Below are 13,351 nucleotides of genomic sequence, written 5' to 3' on the forward strand. Positions count from 1 at the left end.
GTTAATTACCCCAGCTTAAATAAGATAATATTTTATTTTTAGCGTCAAATATAAAAACAGCCGCTTTAGCTGAGAATATAGCGTAAATACAGGGCAGCGTGTTAGACGGCATTATATAAGATATAGCATCCGCCACTTCTACAGGTAATTGCGCCGACAGACCATCAAGTAAACCCAACAATAATGCATTAACGCCGACGAGCAACCCCAAAAACGCAGTAATAGCAAATGCAGCACGATAGAAGCGTCGCGCCATTACGCTAAACAAACTGGTTAATAACGACGTTAATACAGTACCTATAAATGAAATAAGCGCCGGAATACCCAACAATACAGGCATGTTAATCTCTCCTCATAATCATAGAAAATGAATCATAAATTGATAAAAACGTGTAACAGTAAAGCAGAAATGCAAATACAGTTTTAAAATAATCAATATATTTACAGTCGATACTAAACTGATGGTTAGTACCTCTGGCAAAACTAATATCAGTGCATTTTTTAGGTTGTGGTAATACGGGAAAGTATTTTTTAAAACCTTCTATTAATGGCGAATCGGCACCAGAGCCTATATTAGAATTTAAAGAATTAAGTTCCGTATAGTTATCAATAAAGTCGCCACCCTCAGTAAGCTTTTTATTGTTTAATAGTTCATCAATGTTTTTAGTAAATAAATCAGCCTCAGAATTAAAATCATCGCCCTTCCCTTCAATCTCAGATGCGATTTTATTATCTGCTGATTCATAATTTTCAGTTAACTTACTTTTATTTAATTCCGCCATTGATTCATATGAGAAACTAAAATCATATGAAGGTGGTTTGATTTTATCAAGATTATCATTAATGCTCTTTACCTGAGCATAAAAATCAGAGAATTCATTCTCAAGCGTATCAGCCATTTTATCATAATCAAATTCAACATTATTACCCCCGTCAGTGTTACCCCCGTCAGTATTACCGCCATCAGTGTCACCCCCGTCAGTATTACCGCCGTCAGTATTACCGCCGTCAGTGTCTCCACCGTCAACAGCAGCCCCCACAGCAGTCCAGTCACTAAAATAACCGCCTGCTACCTCCATACCAATTAAACCAGAAGCAATATAGACGCACCCATCATAATTAGTGTAAACATCGGTAGAATCACGCCAAAAGGCGGACATTGTGACAGCCGTCAATACTGGCCGCTCCAGACATTCCGCATCAGTCAGCGCAAATGCATTAGCTGAAAAAAACGTAATGGAAATAAATGGAATCAAATACAGTATATTGTGTGTGCATATCCCGCTGGCGCGGGACACCCACACACAATATAACTTTATTATGAATTTGCACATTTAACACCTCTGTAAATATCGCTGAATGAATTGAAAACAACAGTGCATGTTCTGATATACAAAATAAAAGCAAATATAGCCCTGATTAAATCTAATTTGTCGCAATCAATAGTGACTTTATAATAGTCTTCAAAAAATGTAATTGGCTTACAGGTTTTATATTCTGGAAGCGCAGGCTTTACCAGTTCGAAACCATTAAAATAATCCTTCTGATTTATTTTGTTTATTACACTTTCAGTTTCATTAATAAATTCACTGTCACTTTTAATAAACAATGATGTGGCTGAATTTGTATCAGCATTGAAACCATCAACACTTAAATTTAAATCATAATTTTGTGTCAAACTGTTTTTATTCAGAGTTGCCATATTTTGATAATCAAATGAAATCGGTGTAATTTCATAGTTCACCATATCAGAAATTTTTCCGTTAATTTCTGTCAATTCTGCGAATGTATTATCAAACGCACTACGCGCCTTTTTTGCCATTAATTCATAATCAAAACTGGCATCAATCGGCTCCTCAGGTTCATCGTCAGGTATTACCGCATCTTCTGAATCATCAGAACCTGACGGTGTATCATCGGGGTAAACCGCATCAGGATAGGTATCGTTATCTTTTAAATAGTAGTCTTTATATGAATTCCATGTCATTAATGGCTCCCAGTTCCCATTAATAAAGCCGCGTTCATCTTGCTCATTTTTTAACTTTAAAATATAGGCACAACCGCCATAACGTGTAATTCTGGAAGAACCATGACGCCAGTAGTCTACAAAAATAGTATTTAATTGAGAATTGTTAGTGTTATATTCCAGACAATCTAAATCATTAAATTGCCACTTCTTAACAGTATTATCTATAAATGTACCTGCATAATTCACGTCCCAAAATTCAATATGACCACTAAGTGACTTTGAAGGACGATCATTAAAGTTTCTGGCGTTCTTATAATAAGCGCTACCATCATAACGCCCTTTATATAACCAATAGCCACGCACAATAAAACCATCAGTATATCCATTACGATGTCTGTCTGCGACAGCACTTTTAACTGATTTTGTATAATACAAATAACCATTTACATTAGCGTAATAAAGATTCATTCCGGCATTCTCTACAGCGCCTTTAAATTCACTATCTGGATAATCAACGCAACTCCCAGGATTACCGGACTCATAGCCTGACCAGTCACACATTCCCGCATATAAATCAGGAACAAACAAAAACAACAATAATGTCAGTATTAATTTCATATAAAAAAAGGGAGGGCCAGCCCTCCCACCTCTCATATACAAATCAAGAAGCTTTACTGGTGAATTTTTTGAATAACTTAATGCCGATACTTCCACTAACAATTACAACAACCAAAGGCCATGCTTGCGAAATGTATTCTCCGCCCAAAGTAATAAGATTGGTCCATGCCGTCTTAGCCTCTTCAGGCATTAATGATGTTGTTGTGGTTGTACCTGCAGCGAACGATGATGAACTAATTACAGATACAGCGGCAGCCAAAGCAAATTTTTTAAATCCGTTCATACTGAAATCTCCGTAAATTTTTTAAACGCAGTAATCGAATACGAAATCACATAACCAATTACAAACGCCCCGAAAAAATAACCTATCATTTAAACGCTCCATAAATCATTCCCAATCCGAAACAAACAACCAGTCCAAGATTATTAATGATTTCCCATATATCTGAAAGTGTAACCTCCATTAATTTTTTAAAGGTTCAAGACAAAGACGATCAACCATTAAATTAGAATAACGGTCAACATTAAAACTCGCTAACGAAACTTTATATTTACCCGCAGCATAAGCGACTTGATTATCCCCAAGTGTAAATTTAAATAAACGTGGGTATGTTCCGCCCAAATAGATATAACCCTGTTGTTCGCGCATAATCCACGGTTTACCCGTTTTTTGTGATACGCCGGAGCGCTCATCATATTTAGCTAGTTCAGGTGGAATCTCTACAATTAGCATTTTTCATCCTTAATATTTAAAATATTACTACGTAAAGTATATTTGTTTAGCTCTTCATATTCTTCGGGTGTAAAACCTGCATAAGTTGCGACCTCCAACACCCCCTGAATTCTCCAATAATAAATATTCATCATATCTGGTTCCTTTCTGATTAATTCAACTGAATCAGAAATAACCCGTCTAATTGCTTTCTTTAAATTAGACATATTAACCTCACGCTACACGATCAAAATGGCTACGTGGTTCCACGTACCAGGACGGACGCTGATTATTAAAATCAATATTAATAACTCTGAATAACGGCACTACAGACGATTTATCAGAGGACAATTGCTGTAATTGTGCTTTACTAAATCCTATAACCATTAAATCATTTAAAGCACGATAGAATGAATTACGCGGCATTGTATCCTGAACGTTATTATAACCCTCATTAACAAGGCGACGATAAAAGCCAAATATCCGCATTGCTTTTGAATAAGAGTAGTTACCATTTTTAGTAACAGTAAAATATTCTGACTTCAATTTATCTAAAACTTCATTATCATCATATATATTCATTTCCGCGCCTTCTAAAGCTGCAAGCAATTCCGAAAACGCTTTTTTCCATAAATCGGCAAATAAATCCCCGCCCTTGCTTTCATAGCTATGTTGATAATGAATAGCGTCAAATAATTTTGCGGGTAAGCCATTAACACTTAAAAAGCGCTGTTTTAAACGTGCCTCAAACCGAACCAGACCGACAGAAAAATCATGTAACCGTTTATCACTCATGACCTCATATAAACGCTTAGATGATTCATCTTTATCTTTATTACGTTCAACAATTGCTAATTGGTTCATTAATTCTGGATATTTTAAATACGCTATCAGCACGCGATGACGTGAAGTTTCATTCCACATGCAGGTAGTTTCAAAATCGTTAGCACGCGTCTTTTTAGTCTGACCATTACTGACATTTCGCAAAATATTCAGAACCTGCTGCGCCTGAAATTGATTTTCCATTTTGGCAGAATATGTAGCGTCAATTCTGTCAATGATAGTATTTTCAACATCCAATAAATCATACAATTCAGGTAAGGCTACAGATAAGTTTATTAATAGTTCCAGTGCGCATAATTCTAAATTTGTAGAGCCAAAAACATTGTGACCCTGTAAAATTTTGGCAGGTGAAGCCTTAATTTCAACGCAGGGTAATCTGTTAAACGACCCTGCATAAACTTTCATTGCAATGCCGGAGTAATGAGTCGGCAGAGAATCAAACGGATGATTTAAACCCGTTACAGTTAAATCACCATCGATTTCATATTCTACAGAACGAGCAGACAAACGGAGGCCAGAAACACGCTACACATTCTCTAAATCAATGTATACACCATTTTTATGGTCAGCGCTTTTAACTATTATTAGCTCTGATTCTTTAAACGGTATTGATAATTTTAGTAAATCAATCATTTTTTTCCGCTCTCCTTTGCGTTCATCCGCAATAGATCAGAACATTTAAATGAACTCAATAGCTCATGAGCTAATGAGTTTTTTTTTAGATCGTAAATATGATTTACATCAAATTTGGTAAAATATAAACATTGGACTAAATTATGTCATCACGCAAAACATATAACGTGGATTATGAATTGTATTTAAAAATAGAACGGGCAGCAGTTGAGATCACAATTAAAACAGGTAAACCTGTAAAGTGGACTGAGTTGGTTAAGTTTACGTTAGAGCGTTATTTAGTCGATGCGCGAGCAGATATGAGCAATCCCAAACTGTATAAATAATCGTCAAATGTTCCATATTGGGACAAGAGTCCACTATTAAAGATAGTGGATCGCCTGCGGCGATTTTTCAGGCAACATGTCCGGGCATCATAAATGTGCCGGATTTTAAAAACTGGGGGAATTCGTGAGGATTTCCCCAGGATTTTTTGCGTAGGACACACCGCCCTGCTCCAGTTCGTCAACTGACAGCTTTGCAGTGTGGGGAATTTTCGCGGCTGAGCCGCTCAGCTTTCTGAGTCCTCACTTCGTTGCGGGGCTTAGCATGCCCTGACGGGCATAAAAAAACCGCCCGAAGACGGCTTATTCAGATAAATAACAATCACTAATGAATCAGTGTAAATCACTAAAAATAGGTACGGCGCCGTATCTGAAATCAGAATAATAAACTGTAGATACGCATAATGGAGGTTATGTGTAAATCGTTGGGGCGATGTGTGAGATTTTCGCCCCTGCCGATTCAACATAACCAAGACATTATGCGCACCAGTGACACGGAGAGCCATTTTTACGGTTCCGGCCTGGTCAATCAACCACATCACACAACGAACGGCTTACAGCGCGTTTCACGCAGCATGGCAAATTCACGTATCGATAAACCGGATTACGTGAAATTTTACGTAATCCGTGGTGGCCACCACCGCCGGAACTGGCGAACGTCACCCGCAGCCGCCGCAGCTACATCACAACGCCTTTAATACTCGTGCGCGGATCATTACGTATAACGTCTGTTTTTTCGATTCGTCAGACGTTGACGAAAACAGCCAGCCTATTCTGGCTGGTTAAGAGGTTTTTATGGTGTCCGGTCATCCACTCAAACCGCGCCGATACGTAATAATTTTTACGTACTGACCCCGTTAACAGGTCTGCGACCCCGACGACCTGGAGACCATATTAGGATATCGCAATACCTCTCGCCCTTAGGCTACGTCTGCTTGAATTGATTGCCTCAAGAAGGCGGAGGCGGCTTTCGCAGAGATGAACGGCGAGTAATTCTGCTGCCTTATCAGTATCCCGCGACCGAAGCGCAGCAATTATTTCTCGATGATCATCCCACGCGGGATTTGACGGCGCTTTGTCGAGCCATCGTGCCCGTGAAAGTCGGCGCAGGGCATCGCTTACCCCTTCGAAAATAAACGCATTCTGACAAAGACGGGCCAACTGTAGATGGAATCGTGTCCCGGCATCGTCCATCACCTCTTCTGGCGCATCAGCAGTATTCGTTTTAAGCAGGTTTTCCAGACCGTTGAGTTGTTCTTCCGTCATTTGGCTGGAGGATAGTTTTAATGCCGCCACTTCCAATACTTCCCGGTAAATACACAGCTGTTCAACTTCAGCGACATCAATCGGTGCCACCATCCAGCGTAACCCGTCACGACATACTAGCCCTTCTGACTCCAGCTTTTGTAATGCTGCACGCACAGGTGTTCGGGACGCGTTAAACGTCGCTTCAGCCCAGCGCTCCGTTAACCGCTCTCCCGGCCCCAGCTCCATGTTGAGTATCAGTTTTCTTAATTGGTTTTCAACCTCAGATGCCTGGCTCATGACGGCAATGATCTCCCAAAAATTGACAGTGAAATGCATTATCTTTATGGTATACCAATATGGTATACCAAAAAAGAGTATTTCTATGACCCAATTGTATAACGGCTTCTGGCAACGAAACCTGCTCGTTTGCTTCATTGGCTCGTTCTCAACCGTCTTCGCAATGACCCTTATGCTGCCGTTCCTGCCTTTGTATGTCGAAGAACTGGGTGTTAGCGGGCATGCCGCGGTCGTTCAATGGTCTGGCGTAGCATTTAGCGCAACGTTTATCACTGCCGGGTTGATCGCCCCTGTCTGGGGAAAACTCGGTGACAGATATGGACGCAAGTCGATGCTCGTGAGAGCCAGCCTTGGCATGGCAGTTACTGTTTCGCTTATGGGGCTGGTGACAAATATATGGCAACTTGTCGGATTAAGGTTGTTAGTTGGCCTGGCAGGAGGCTACTCATCCGGCGCGACAATTCTTATCGCAGTTCAGGCTCCCAGAGACCGTGCAGCCTGGGCGCTGGGGATTGTTTCATCCGGTGTAATGGCTGGCAATCTTGTCGGTCCACTTACCGGAGGATGGCTTCCTGGTCTGATCGGTATTCGAACCACGTTTTTCTGTGCAGGTGCGCTGATATTTCTGTCCTTTATCATGACCCTCACACTCATTCGCGAAGAGGTGCAAAAGCCTGAGGATACAGTGGCAAAAACGGGAGTGAGCTGGTCGCAGTTGCCTGCCCGTACTGTAATTATCTGCATGCTTTGCACCGGTCTGCTGCTGATGCTGGCCAATATGTCGATAGAACCCATTATCACAGTCTATGTGCGCACTCTCGTCAGTGAGGCTTCTCAGATAACGAAAGTAGCGGGATATGTGATGGCTGCAACGGCTCTGGGCAGTATTATTTCCGCGTCATGGCTAGGAAAAGTGGCAGACAGGATAGGACATTTACGCATTATCACGCTGGCTCTGACTGCGGCCGGTTTACTGCTGATCCCTCAGGCATTTGTCACCTCCGGGTGGCAACTGATTGCCCTGCGTTTCCTTATGGGACTGGCACTCGGAGGCTTATTGCCTTGTATTGCAGCAGTGATACGCCACCGCGTACCAGAAGGTATGGTGGGCAGCATTCTTGGCTATTCCGTCGCAGCACAGTTCGCTGGCCAGTTCATCGGACCGCTGATTGGCGGCTTTGTCGGCGGGCATATCGGTATGCGAGCCGTCTTCCTGGCAACCAGCTGCATCCTGCTATCCGGAGCGGTCTGGAACTTTAAAATCCATCGCCAGTCAGCAACACGCTAACTGACTTCATTACACGTCATCTGCAAACTTCGGAAATTTTATGTTAAATCAACTTAGTAACATCAGTAAAAACAGCGCTCTGCTGGTTATGGATTTTCAGACGATCATCCTTAACAATTTCCTCCCGCAAGAAAGCGCAGGAAACGTTATCCGCAATACCGCATCACTGATAGCCGCTGCGCGCACGGCAGGCGTACCGGTCATTTATGTCAGTGTCGGATTCCGCAAGGGGTATCCAGAGGTCAGCAAAAACAACACGATCTTTTCTTCGATTAAAGAGAATGGAATTTTTATGGCTGACAACGAGAGCACGGCTATTCATCCTGATGTCGCTCCGGCAGAGAATGAGGTTGTCATCGTTAAACGCAGAGTCGGAGCTTTCTCGTTTACCGAACTTGAGATGGTTCTCCGTGCTCAAGGCATCGAAGAGCTGATTCTTACCGGTGTGACGACCAGTGGCGTTGTGCTTTCTACAGTGGGGCAAGCGTTTGACCTGGATTACCGCCTTATCGTTGTGAGTGATTGCTGCGCAGATCCAGATCATGAAACCAATGTGTTTTTACTTGAAAAAATTCTACCTCAACATGCTTTTGTTACCAGCTCATCTGAAATAGCAAAAGCCTGGGCATAAAAATATGAATTGCTGACATCAAAATAACCGTAATGTACTGGGGGAAGATGACCGGATATGCCCGTTCATATGAACGTCCCCCCTGATTAAAGATGGCGTTGCATCGACTCATTGAACTCACAGCACTAAGCAGACTTTTCAACATTTGGACATTTCTAACGAGCCAGTGATTAGACAATTCTGGTGGGCTTTGACAAGTAGATAATCGTTATATACTGCTCCATGAGACATCGCTTACTTTCCGAAAAACGGTAATCAAATTGCCCCCCTCCGATACAGGATGTGTTGTGCTAACCGGTGATCAGAGGGCAACGCGGGATGCACGAACTCTTCAGTTTTATTCATGCCCAACCGTATCATCAGACGCTCTGACGGTTTATTCAGCACCGACGTAAATGAAACCACCTCACTTAACGCCAGGTCCTCGAAAGCAAACGTCAGGCACGCCTCGGCGGCCTCCAATGCCAGCCCCTGGTGCCAGAAGGATTTAGCAAGACGCCAGCCTATTTCGGTACAGGGTGAAAAGTGAAATTTATCAGGTTGTGGATGTAAACCTACACACCCCACAAACTGCTGTGTTTCTTTAAGTTCAACGGCCCAGAATCCCCAGCCGCGCTCTGTAATGCCTTCCTGGAATCTGGCAGCCAGGTTGTCGCTTTCCGTTCGTTGCAGCGGAGCCGGAAAAAAACGCATCACGTCCGGATCGGCATTTAACGCGGCAAACGGGGCTTTGTCTTTGGCTTCCCACGGGCGTAAAATCAGCCTCGATGTTTCCAGCATATTTCTGCCCTTCTCCTGTATTTTCATATAATCTTCTAAAAGAAATGGCTCATCGGCAAGGACTTATGTGCCCCTTTCCGCCTTCTTCTCTCATACTGGAGATTCATTCATGGCCGACTGGAATCCTGCGCTTTATCTGCAATATGAAACTGAACGATCAAGACCCGCTGCGGAATTACTCAGCAGAGTGGCGTTAGAGAATGTCCATTCAGTGGTCGATCTTGGCTGTGGTCCGGGAAACAGTACGGCATTACTGCATCAGCGCTGGCCCTCGGCTGTAATTACCGGGGTAGATACCTCACCCGCCATGCTTAATGAGGCGCGCAATGCATTACCGACATGCCGTTTTATTGAAGCGGACATTCGTTCATTCCAGACAGAGCAGCCTCTGGACCTGCTGTATGCCAATGCCTCATTGCAGTGGGTTCCCGATCACTATGAATTGTTCCCGCATCTGGTATCGCTACTGGCTCGCAATGGCGTGCTGGCGGTACAAATGCCGGATAACTGGCTAGAGCCAACGCATGTTTTGATGCGTGAAGTGGCTTATGAACAAGGCTACCCTGACCGGGGCCGCTCGCCGCTTCCTGGCGTTCACGCCTACTATGATATTTTGACTGAAGCGGGCTGTGAGGTGGATATCTGGCGCACAACGTATTATCACGTTATGGATTCACATCAATCGATTATCGACTGGGTAAGCTCAACGGGCCTGCGGCCCTGGTTGCGTGATTTGAGCGAAAATGAGCAACATCTTTACCTCGCGCGTTATCATGAGCTACTTCAGGAACAATATCCTCTGCAGGAAAACGGTAAAATTTTGCTGGCCTTTCCGCGGTTATTTATCGTAGCCAGACGTAATGATTAAGCGTTTATTATAAGTGCATCACAGGAGCTGACTATCTGCCATGCGCGCCCTCGCCTTTTTATCATGAGGATCTAGTGGCAAAGCCTGTCATCTGCTAGTGTCTGGCAACGTGTTTCTGACAGGAGTTGTCATGTCTAAAGTCTACATTGGTGGCTGTCTGTGTGGTTCGATTCGCTTCGCGGCCAGCAGTCCTAATAATTCCCATACCTGCTCCTGCGATATATGTCGGAAACATACGGGCGCACCAACCGTCGTCTGGATTGAGTTTAATGCAGAAAATGTAACGTGGACGGGTAAAGCCGGAAAACCGACAACCTGGCGCTCTTCTGAGACGTCAAGTCGGGCTTTTTGCCCTCAGTGTGGCAGTTCCGTAGGCGCCATTGATGACGCCCCGGTTATTGCGCTGTTAGCTGGCGCTTTTGACGATCCTGACGATGAAGACCTGGCGCCGGAATTTCATTCTTTTTCAGATATGCAGCCTACATGGTGGCAAAAGAATGTAACTAAGTGAGTTGGTAATGCTTATCCGGAATGTGTTTTGCTGGCACGTTTGTTTCATCATTCATCTGTAACAAATCGATTTCAATGGCATTGCAAATCGCATCCAACGGGAGGTCGTTGTTCTCTGTACCAAACGGATCTTCCAGCTCTTCTGCAAGCGTATCGAGCGAAATAAAAGTATAGGAAATCAGCACTGAGATAAACGGCGTCATGTAATGTAAATCTACCACCAACGCGAATGGCAACATGATGCAAAACAGATAGACCGTGCGATGAAGGATTAAGGTATAAGCAAACGGGACGGGGGTATTCGCGATCCGTTCACATCCTGCCAGCACCGCAGACATATCATTTAACCTATTGTTTAAACTATGGAATAATATGTCTGACAGTTGACCATTGCGCCGACGTACAGCTAACCATTCCCCCATCAGCAACAGAATGCGATTTGCCGGTGATTGTGAGGCAAATACTATTCGCAGATCCTCCTCACTAAGGTATTTCGCCAATGGTTCAGCCTGTGGCTGACGGCGTAAAGTCATGCGTAAACAGTGGGCAAAGGCGATTTGCAGACGAACAAACTGTCCCAGTTCGCTGTCGTCCGGCAAGGTAGTTTTTACTTCACGTAGCAGCGACCGGGAAGCAATCATCAACTGCCCCCACAGGTGTCGAGCCTCAACATAACGTGAATAACAGGCGTTATTACGAAAACCTAAAAAGATAGCAATCGCCACGCCGAGAATGCTGAACGGCGCCAGGGTAAATTTGATGCCCAGCATCGTATACCACGGCAGCATGATAATAACGGCGATGGAGAGCAGGAAGTTCAGCAGCAGACGTGAAAAAATTTTAGATAATACCGACCCATGCCAGACGAATATCAGGCGTAGCCAGTGTTGTTGGGGGCGAACGATCATGGTTATCTTCGGAAAAATGTGAAATCCGTCACATTAGACGCGAACATGATCAATGTTGCAAGCTAATCGCAACACTATCTAAACATCTTTCCTCCTGCTGAACGGACAATGCGCTGAAGTGGCAGACTGTCACCATAAAAGTAGAAAACTATAGTATGTTGTAACTAAGTAAAATCTGTAAAAAACCCGGCCTGAGCCGGGTCTGCGTATTAGCACAGTGGTTTAACGGCTTCGCGCATGCCTCTTAGCAGAATGCTATCCAGATCGGCAGTAACCTGTTCTACCAGTCCGGAAACTTCCGTCAGATCCTGTTCCCAGTGTTCTGTAACGGCCAGCACAGCTTTAACCAGCTCTTCGGTGCTTATCTGGCGGTCATGATGCTGGGACCATAGCTGTTGAAAACGCGTCATCCAGTGCGCATCATCCTGAACCGGGTAAGACTCACCGTTACGCTCACCACGGTAGAACGCAATCAACGCGGCAAGCGCAAATGTCAGACGCGCAGGCAGTTTACCGCTGGCCTGTTGCCCCGCCAGCAGTTGCGGCAAGATGCGAGTGCGGAATTTAGTCATGCCGTTCAGGGCAATCGACAACAACTGATGTTTGATATACGGGTTGCAGAATCGACCTGTCACCGCGCTGGCAAAAGACGCCAGCTCATCGCGTGGTAAATCCAGCACTGGAATAATTTCTTCATAGATCGCTTTTTCCACGAAGGCGCGAATCTCCGCGTCATTCATGGCCTCCCCCACGGTATCCAACCCAGCCTGCCAGGCAACGGGAACCAATGCGGTATGTGCGCCGTTGAGAATGGCCACTTTCCGTTCTTTATACGGTTTGATGTCATCAACAATCAGGACATTCAGCGGATATTTATCCAGACGCAACTCAGCGGCTAATGACTTCGGCCCCTGGATAACAAACAGATAGAAGTGTTCTGCGGTGTCCAGAAACGCATCGTGATAACCCAGTTCCGCTTCAAGCTTCGCGACTTCATCACGTGGATAGCCGGTGACAATACGGTCCACCAGCGTGGAGCAAAAGGCGTTGGCCTGATCCAGCCATTGGATAAATGCTTCCGGCAATGCCCACTCCTGGGCATAGCGCAGAACCAGTTCACGCAGCGCATCACCATTGTAATCAATCAGTTCACAAGGAATGATTATCCAGCCTTTATCCGACGCGCCATTAAAATGGCTGAAACGCTCGAACAGCAGTCGGGTCAGTTTGGCCGGATAACTCACCGCTGGCGCATCCTCAAACTTATCACCAGCATGATAGCTGATGCCGGCTTCGGTGGTATTGGAGAAAACAAAACGCATATCAGGGTTATGCGCCAGCTTCAGGAACTCATCGTACTCACTATAGACGCTGATCTCGCGGTTAACCGAACGAATTAAACGGGCGTCGCTCACGGCCTCGCCCTTCTCATTCAAACCACGAATGATGGTGGTATAAAGGCCGTCCTGTGTACTCAGTGATGGAGGGAAAGTACTTTCGATAGGTCGGACAATGACCACACCAGAGTTAAGATCGGTATGCTCATTCAGCAGATCGACTTGCCAGTCAACGAAGGCGCGCAGGAAGTTTCCTTCACCAAACTGAATAATGCGTTCAGGATACTGAGCACCGGGGAAATCGCGACGATTTAAAGTTTGCACAATGGGTTCCCTTTTTAATTAGTCATACAACCTGATTGAATTGGTCCAATAGGTTAGCAAAC

15 protein-coding genes and 2 pseudogenes are annotated in these 13,351 nt (G+C 44.3%); 5 read left to right on the top strand and 12 right to left on the bottom strand.

Going from position 1 to position 13,351, the window contains the following annotated elements:
• Window position 1 precedes the first annotated feature (1 nt).
• The 8 genes and pseudogenes from M4I31_RS11815 to M4I31_RS11845 form a co-directional block, all read right to left on the bottom strand.
• Window positions 2–340, bottom strand: a complete 339-nt coding sequence (locus tag M4I31_RS11815; protein WP_085048218.1) for a DUF5455 family protein — start codon at window positions 338–340, stop codon at window positions 2–4.
• A 1-nt stretch (window position 341) separates the two neighbouring features.
• Window positions 342–1,334, bottom strand: coding sequence for a hypothetical protein (locus tag M4I31_RS11820; RefSeq protein ID WP_085048219.1), 993 nt, complete (start codon window positions 1,332–1,334; stop codon window positions 342–344).
• Window positions 1,319–2,587, bottom strand: coding sequence for a hypothetical protein (locus tag M4I31_RS11825; RefSeq protein ID WP_085653150.1), 1,269 nt, complete (start codon window positions 2,585–2,587; stop codon window positions 1,319–1,321). Before M4I31_RS11825 ends, M4I31_RS11820 begins: the two co-directional genes overlap by 16 nt.
• Before the next feature lie 43 nt (window positions 2,588–2,630).
• Window positions 2,631–2,870 carry a major coat protein gene (locus tag M4I31_RS11830; protein WP_085048221.1) on the bottom strand — a complete coding sequence of 80 codons (240 nt, stop codon included), beginning with the start codon at window positions 2,868–2,870 and terminating at the stop codon, window positions 2,631–2,633.
• Window positions 2,871–2,955: 85 nt separating this feature from the next.
• The gene (locus M4I31_RS24110; RefSeq protein WP_227409325.1) at window positions 2,956–3,051 is read right to left on the bottom strand and encodes a tail virion protein G7P-2; all 96 of its coding nucleotides are present in this window, start codon (window positions 3,049–3,051) and stop codon (window positions 2,956–2,958) included.
• Window positions 3,051–3,320 (bottom strand): single-stranded DNA-binding protein, encoded by a 270-nt coding sequence (locus M4I31_RS11835; RefSeq protein ID WP_085048222.1) that lies wholly within the window; start codon window positions 3,318–3,320, stop codon window positions 3,051–3,053. Before M4I31_RS11835 ends, M4I31_RS24110 begins: the two co-directional genes overlap by 1 nt.
• Window positions 3,314–3,526 carry a hypothetical protein gene (locus M4I31_RS11840; protein ID WP_139815559.1) on the bottom strand — a complete coding sequence of 71 codons (213 nt, stop codon included), beginning with the start codon at window positions 3,524–3,526 and terminating at the stop codon, window positions 3,314–3,316. The genes M4I31_RS11835 and M4I31_RS11840 overlap by 7 nt, the downstream gene beginning before the upstream one ends.
• 7 nt (window positions 3,527–3,533) lie before the next feature.
• Window positions 3,534–4,652: pseudogene (locus tag M4I31_RS11845) on the bottom strand (phage/plasmid replication protein, II/X family); the annotation flags it as partial.
• Window positions 4,653–4,918: 266 nt separating this feature from the next.
• Here M4I31_RS11845 and M4I31_RS11850 point away from each other — a divergent pair.
• A complete protein-coding gene (locus tag M4I31_RS11850; protein ID WP_085048223.1) occupies window positions 4,919–5,101 on the top strand; it encodes a hypothetical protein in 183 nt (60 codons plus the stop codon).
• Between the two features lie 891 nt (window positions 5,102–5,992).
• On the opposite strand, the gene M4I31_RS11855 is transcribed toward M4I31_RS11850, so the two are convergent.
• Window positions 5,993–6,643 carry a GntR family transcriptional regulator gene (locus tag M4I31_RS11855; RefSeq protein ID WP_085048224.1) on the bottom strand — a complete coding sequence of 217 codons (651 nt, stop codon included), beginning with the start codon at window positions 6,641–6,643 and terminating at the stop codon, window positions 5,993–5,995.
• 85 nt (window positions 6,644–6,728) lie between these two features.
• Here M4I31_RS11855 and M4I31_RS11860 point away from each other — a divergent pair, with 85 nt between their 5' ends.
• Together M4I31_RS11860 and M4I31_RS11865 are read left to right on the top strand one after the other, a co-directional pair.
• Window positions 6,729–7,931 (top strand): MFS transporter, encoded by a 1,203-nt coding sequence (locus tag M4I31_RS11860; RefSeq protein WP_085048268.1) that lies wholly within the window; start codon window positions 6,729–6,731, stop codon window positions 7,929–7,931.
• A gap of 40 nt (window positions 7,932–7,971) precedes the next feature.
• Window positions 7,972–8,578: pseudogene (locus M4I31_RS11865) on the top strand (cysteine hydrolase family protein).
• A gap of 239 nt (window positions 8,579–8,817) precedes the next feature.
• Here the strand turns inward: M4I31_RS11865 and M4I31_RS11870 are convergent.
• Window positions 8,818–9,342, bottom strand: a complete 525-nt coding sequence (locus M4I31_RS11870) for a GNAT family N-acetyltransferase (protein WP_085048226.1) — start codon at window positions 9,340–9,342, stop codon at window positions 8,818–8,820.
• A 109-nt stretch (window positions 9,343–9,451) separates the two neighbouring features.
• Between M4I31_RS11870 and tam the strand changes: the two genes are divergently transcribed.
• Together tam and M4I31_RS11880 are read left to right on the top strand one after the other, a co-directional pair.
• Entirely contained in the window at window positions 9,452–10,210 is a 759-nt protein-coding gene (gene tam, locus M4I31_RS11875; protein ID WP_085048227.1) for a trans-aconitate 2-methyltransferase, read from the top strand.
• A gap of 130 nt (window positions 10,211–10,340) precedes the next feature.
• The gene (locus M4I31_RS11880; protein ID WP_085048228.1) at window positions 10,341–10,721 is read left to right on the top strand and encodes a GFA family protein; all 381 of its coding nucleotides are present in this window, start codon (window positions 10,341–10,343) and stop codon (window positions 10,719–10,721) included.
• On the opposite strand, the gene M4I31_RS11885 is transcribed toward M4I31_RS11880, so the two are convergent.
• Both M4I31_RS11885 and M4I31_RS11890 read right to left on the bottom strand, forming a co-directional pair.
• Entirely contained in the window at window positions 10,714–11,628 is a 915-nt protein-coding gene (locus M4I31_RS11885; RefSeq protein ID WP_085048229.1) for a bestrophin family protein, read from the bottom strand. The two genes, M4I31_RS11880 and M4I31_RS11885, sit on opposite strands and share 8 nt — an antisense overlap.
• A gap of 209 nt (window positions 11,629–11,837) precedes the next feature.
• A complete protein-coding gene (locus M4I31_RS11890) occupies window positions 11,838–13,289 on the bottom strand; it encodes a tagaturonate reductase (protein ID WP_085048230.1) in 1,452 nt (483 codons plus the stop codon).
• Window positions 13,290–13,351 lie beyond the last annotated feature (62 nt).

The sequence above is a fragment of the Citrobacter sp. XT1-2-2 genome, assembly GCF_023516235.1.
In the GTDB taxonomy this organism is placed as follows: domain Bacteria; phylum Pseudomonadota; class Gammaproteobacteria; order Enterobacterales; family Enterobacteriaceae; genus Citrobacter; species Citrobacter werkmanii.

What these genes read in the sequence shown, in the direction of transcription:
- M4I31_RS11815 (WP_085048218.1), bottom strand. Translation starts at nt 340, where the DNA reads ATGCCTGTATTGTTGGGTATTCCGGCGCTTATTTCATTTATAGGTACT.
- M4I31_RS11820 (WP_085048219.1), bottom strand. Translation starts at nt 1,334, where the DNA reads ATGTGCAAATTCATAATAAAGTTATATTGTGTGTGGGTGTCCCGCGCC.
- M4I31_RS11825 (WP_085653150.1), bottom strand. Translation starts at nt 2,587, where the DNA reads ATGAAATTAATACTGACATTATTGTTGTTTTTGTTTGTTCCTGATTTA.
- M4I31_RS11830 (WP_085048221.1), bottom strand. Translation starts at nt 2,870, where the DNA reads ATGAACGGATTTAAAAAATTTGCTTTGGCTGCCGCTGTATCTGTAATT.
- M4I31_RS24110 (WP_227409325.1), bottom strand. Translation starts at nt 3,051, where the DNA reads ATGGAGGTTACACTTTCAGATATATGGGAAATCATTAATAATCTTGGA.
- M4I31_RS11835 (WP_085048222.1), bottom strand. Translation starts at nt 3,320, where the DNA reads ATGCTAATTGTAGAGATTCCACCTGAACTAGCTAAATATGATGAGCGC.
- M4I31_RS11840 (WP_139815559.1), bottom strand. Translation starts at nt 3,526, where the DNA reads ATGTCTAATTTAAAGAAAGCAATTAGACGGGTTATTTCTGATTCAGTT.
- M4I31_RS11850 (WP_085048223.1), top strand. Translation starts at nt 4,919, where the DNA reads ATGTCATCACGCAAAACATATAACGTGGATTATGAATTGTATTTAAAA.
- M4I31_RS11855 (WP_085048224.1), bottom strand. Translation starts at nt 6,643, where the DNA reads ATGAGCCAGGCATCTGAGGTTGAAAACCAATTAAGAAAACTGATACTC.
- M4I31_RS11860 (WP_085048268.1), top strand. Translation starts at nt 6,729, where the DNA reads ATGACCCAATTGTATAACGGCTTCTGGCAACGAAACCTGCTCGTTTGC.
- M4I31_RS11870 (WP_085048226.1), bottom strand. Translation starts at nt 9,342, where the DNA reads ATGCTGGAAACATCGAGGCTGATTTTACGCCCGTGGGAAGCCAAAGAC.
- tam (WP_085048227.1), top strand. Translation starts at nt 9,452, where the DNA reads ATGGCCGACTGGAATCCTGCGCTTTATCTGCAATATGAAACTGAACGA.
- M4I31_RS11880 (WP_085048228.1), top strand. Translation starts at nt 10,341, where the DNA reads ATGTCTAAAGTCTACATTGGTGGCTGTCTGTGTGGTTCGATTCGCTTC.
- M4I31_RS11885 (WP_085048229.1), bottom strand. Translation starts at nt 11,628, where the DNA reads ATGATCGTTCGCCCCCAACAACACTGGCTACGCCTGATATTCGTCTGG.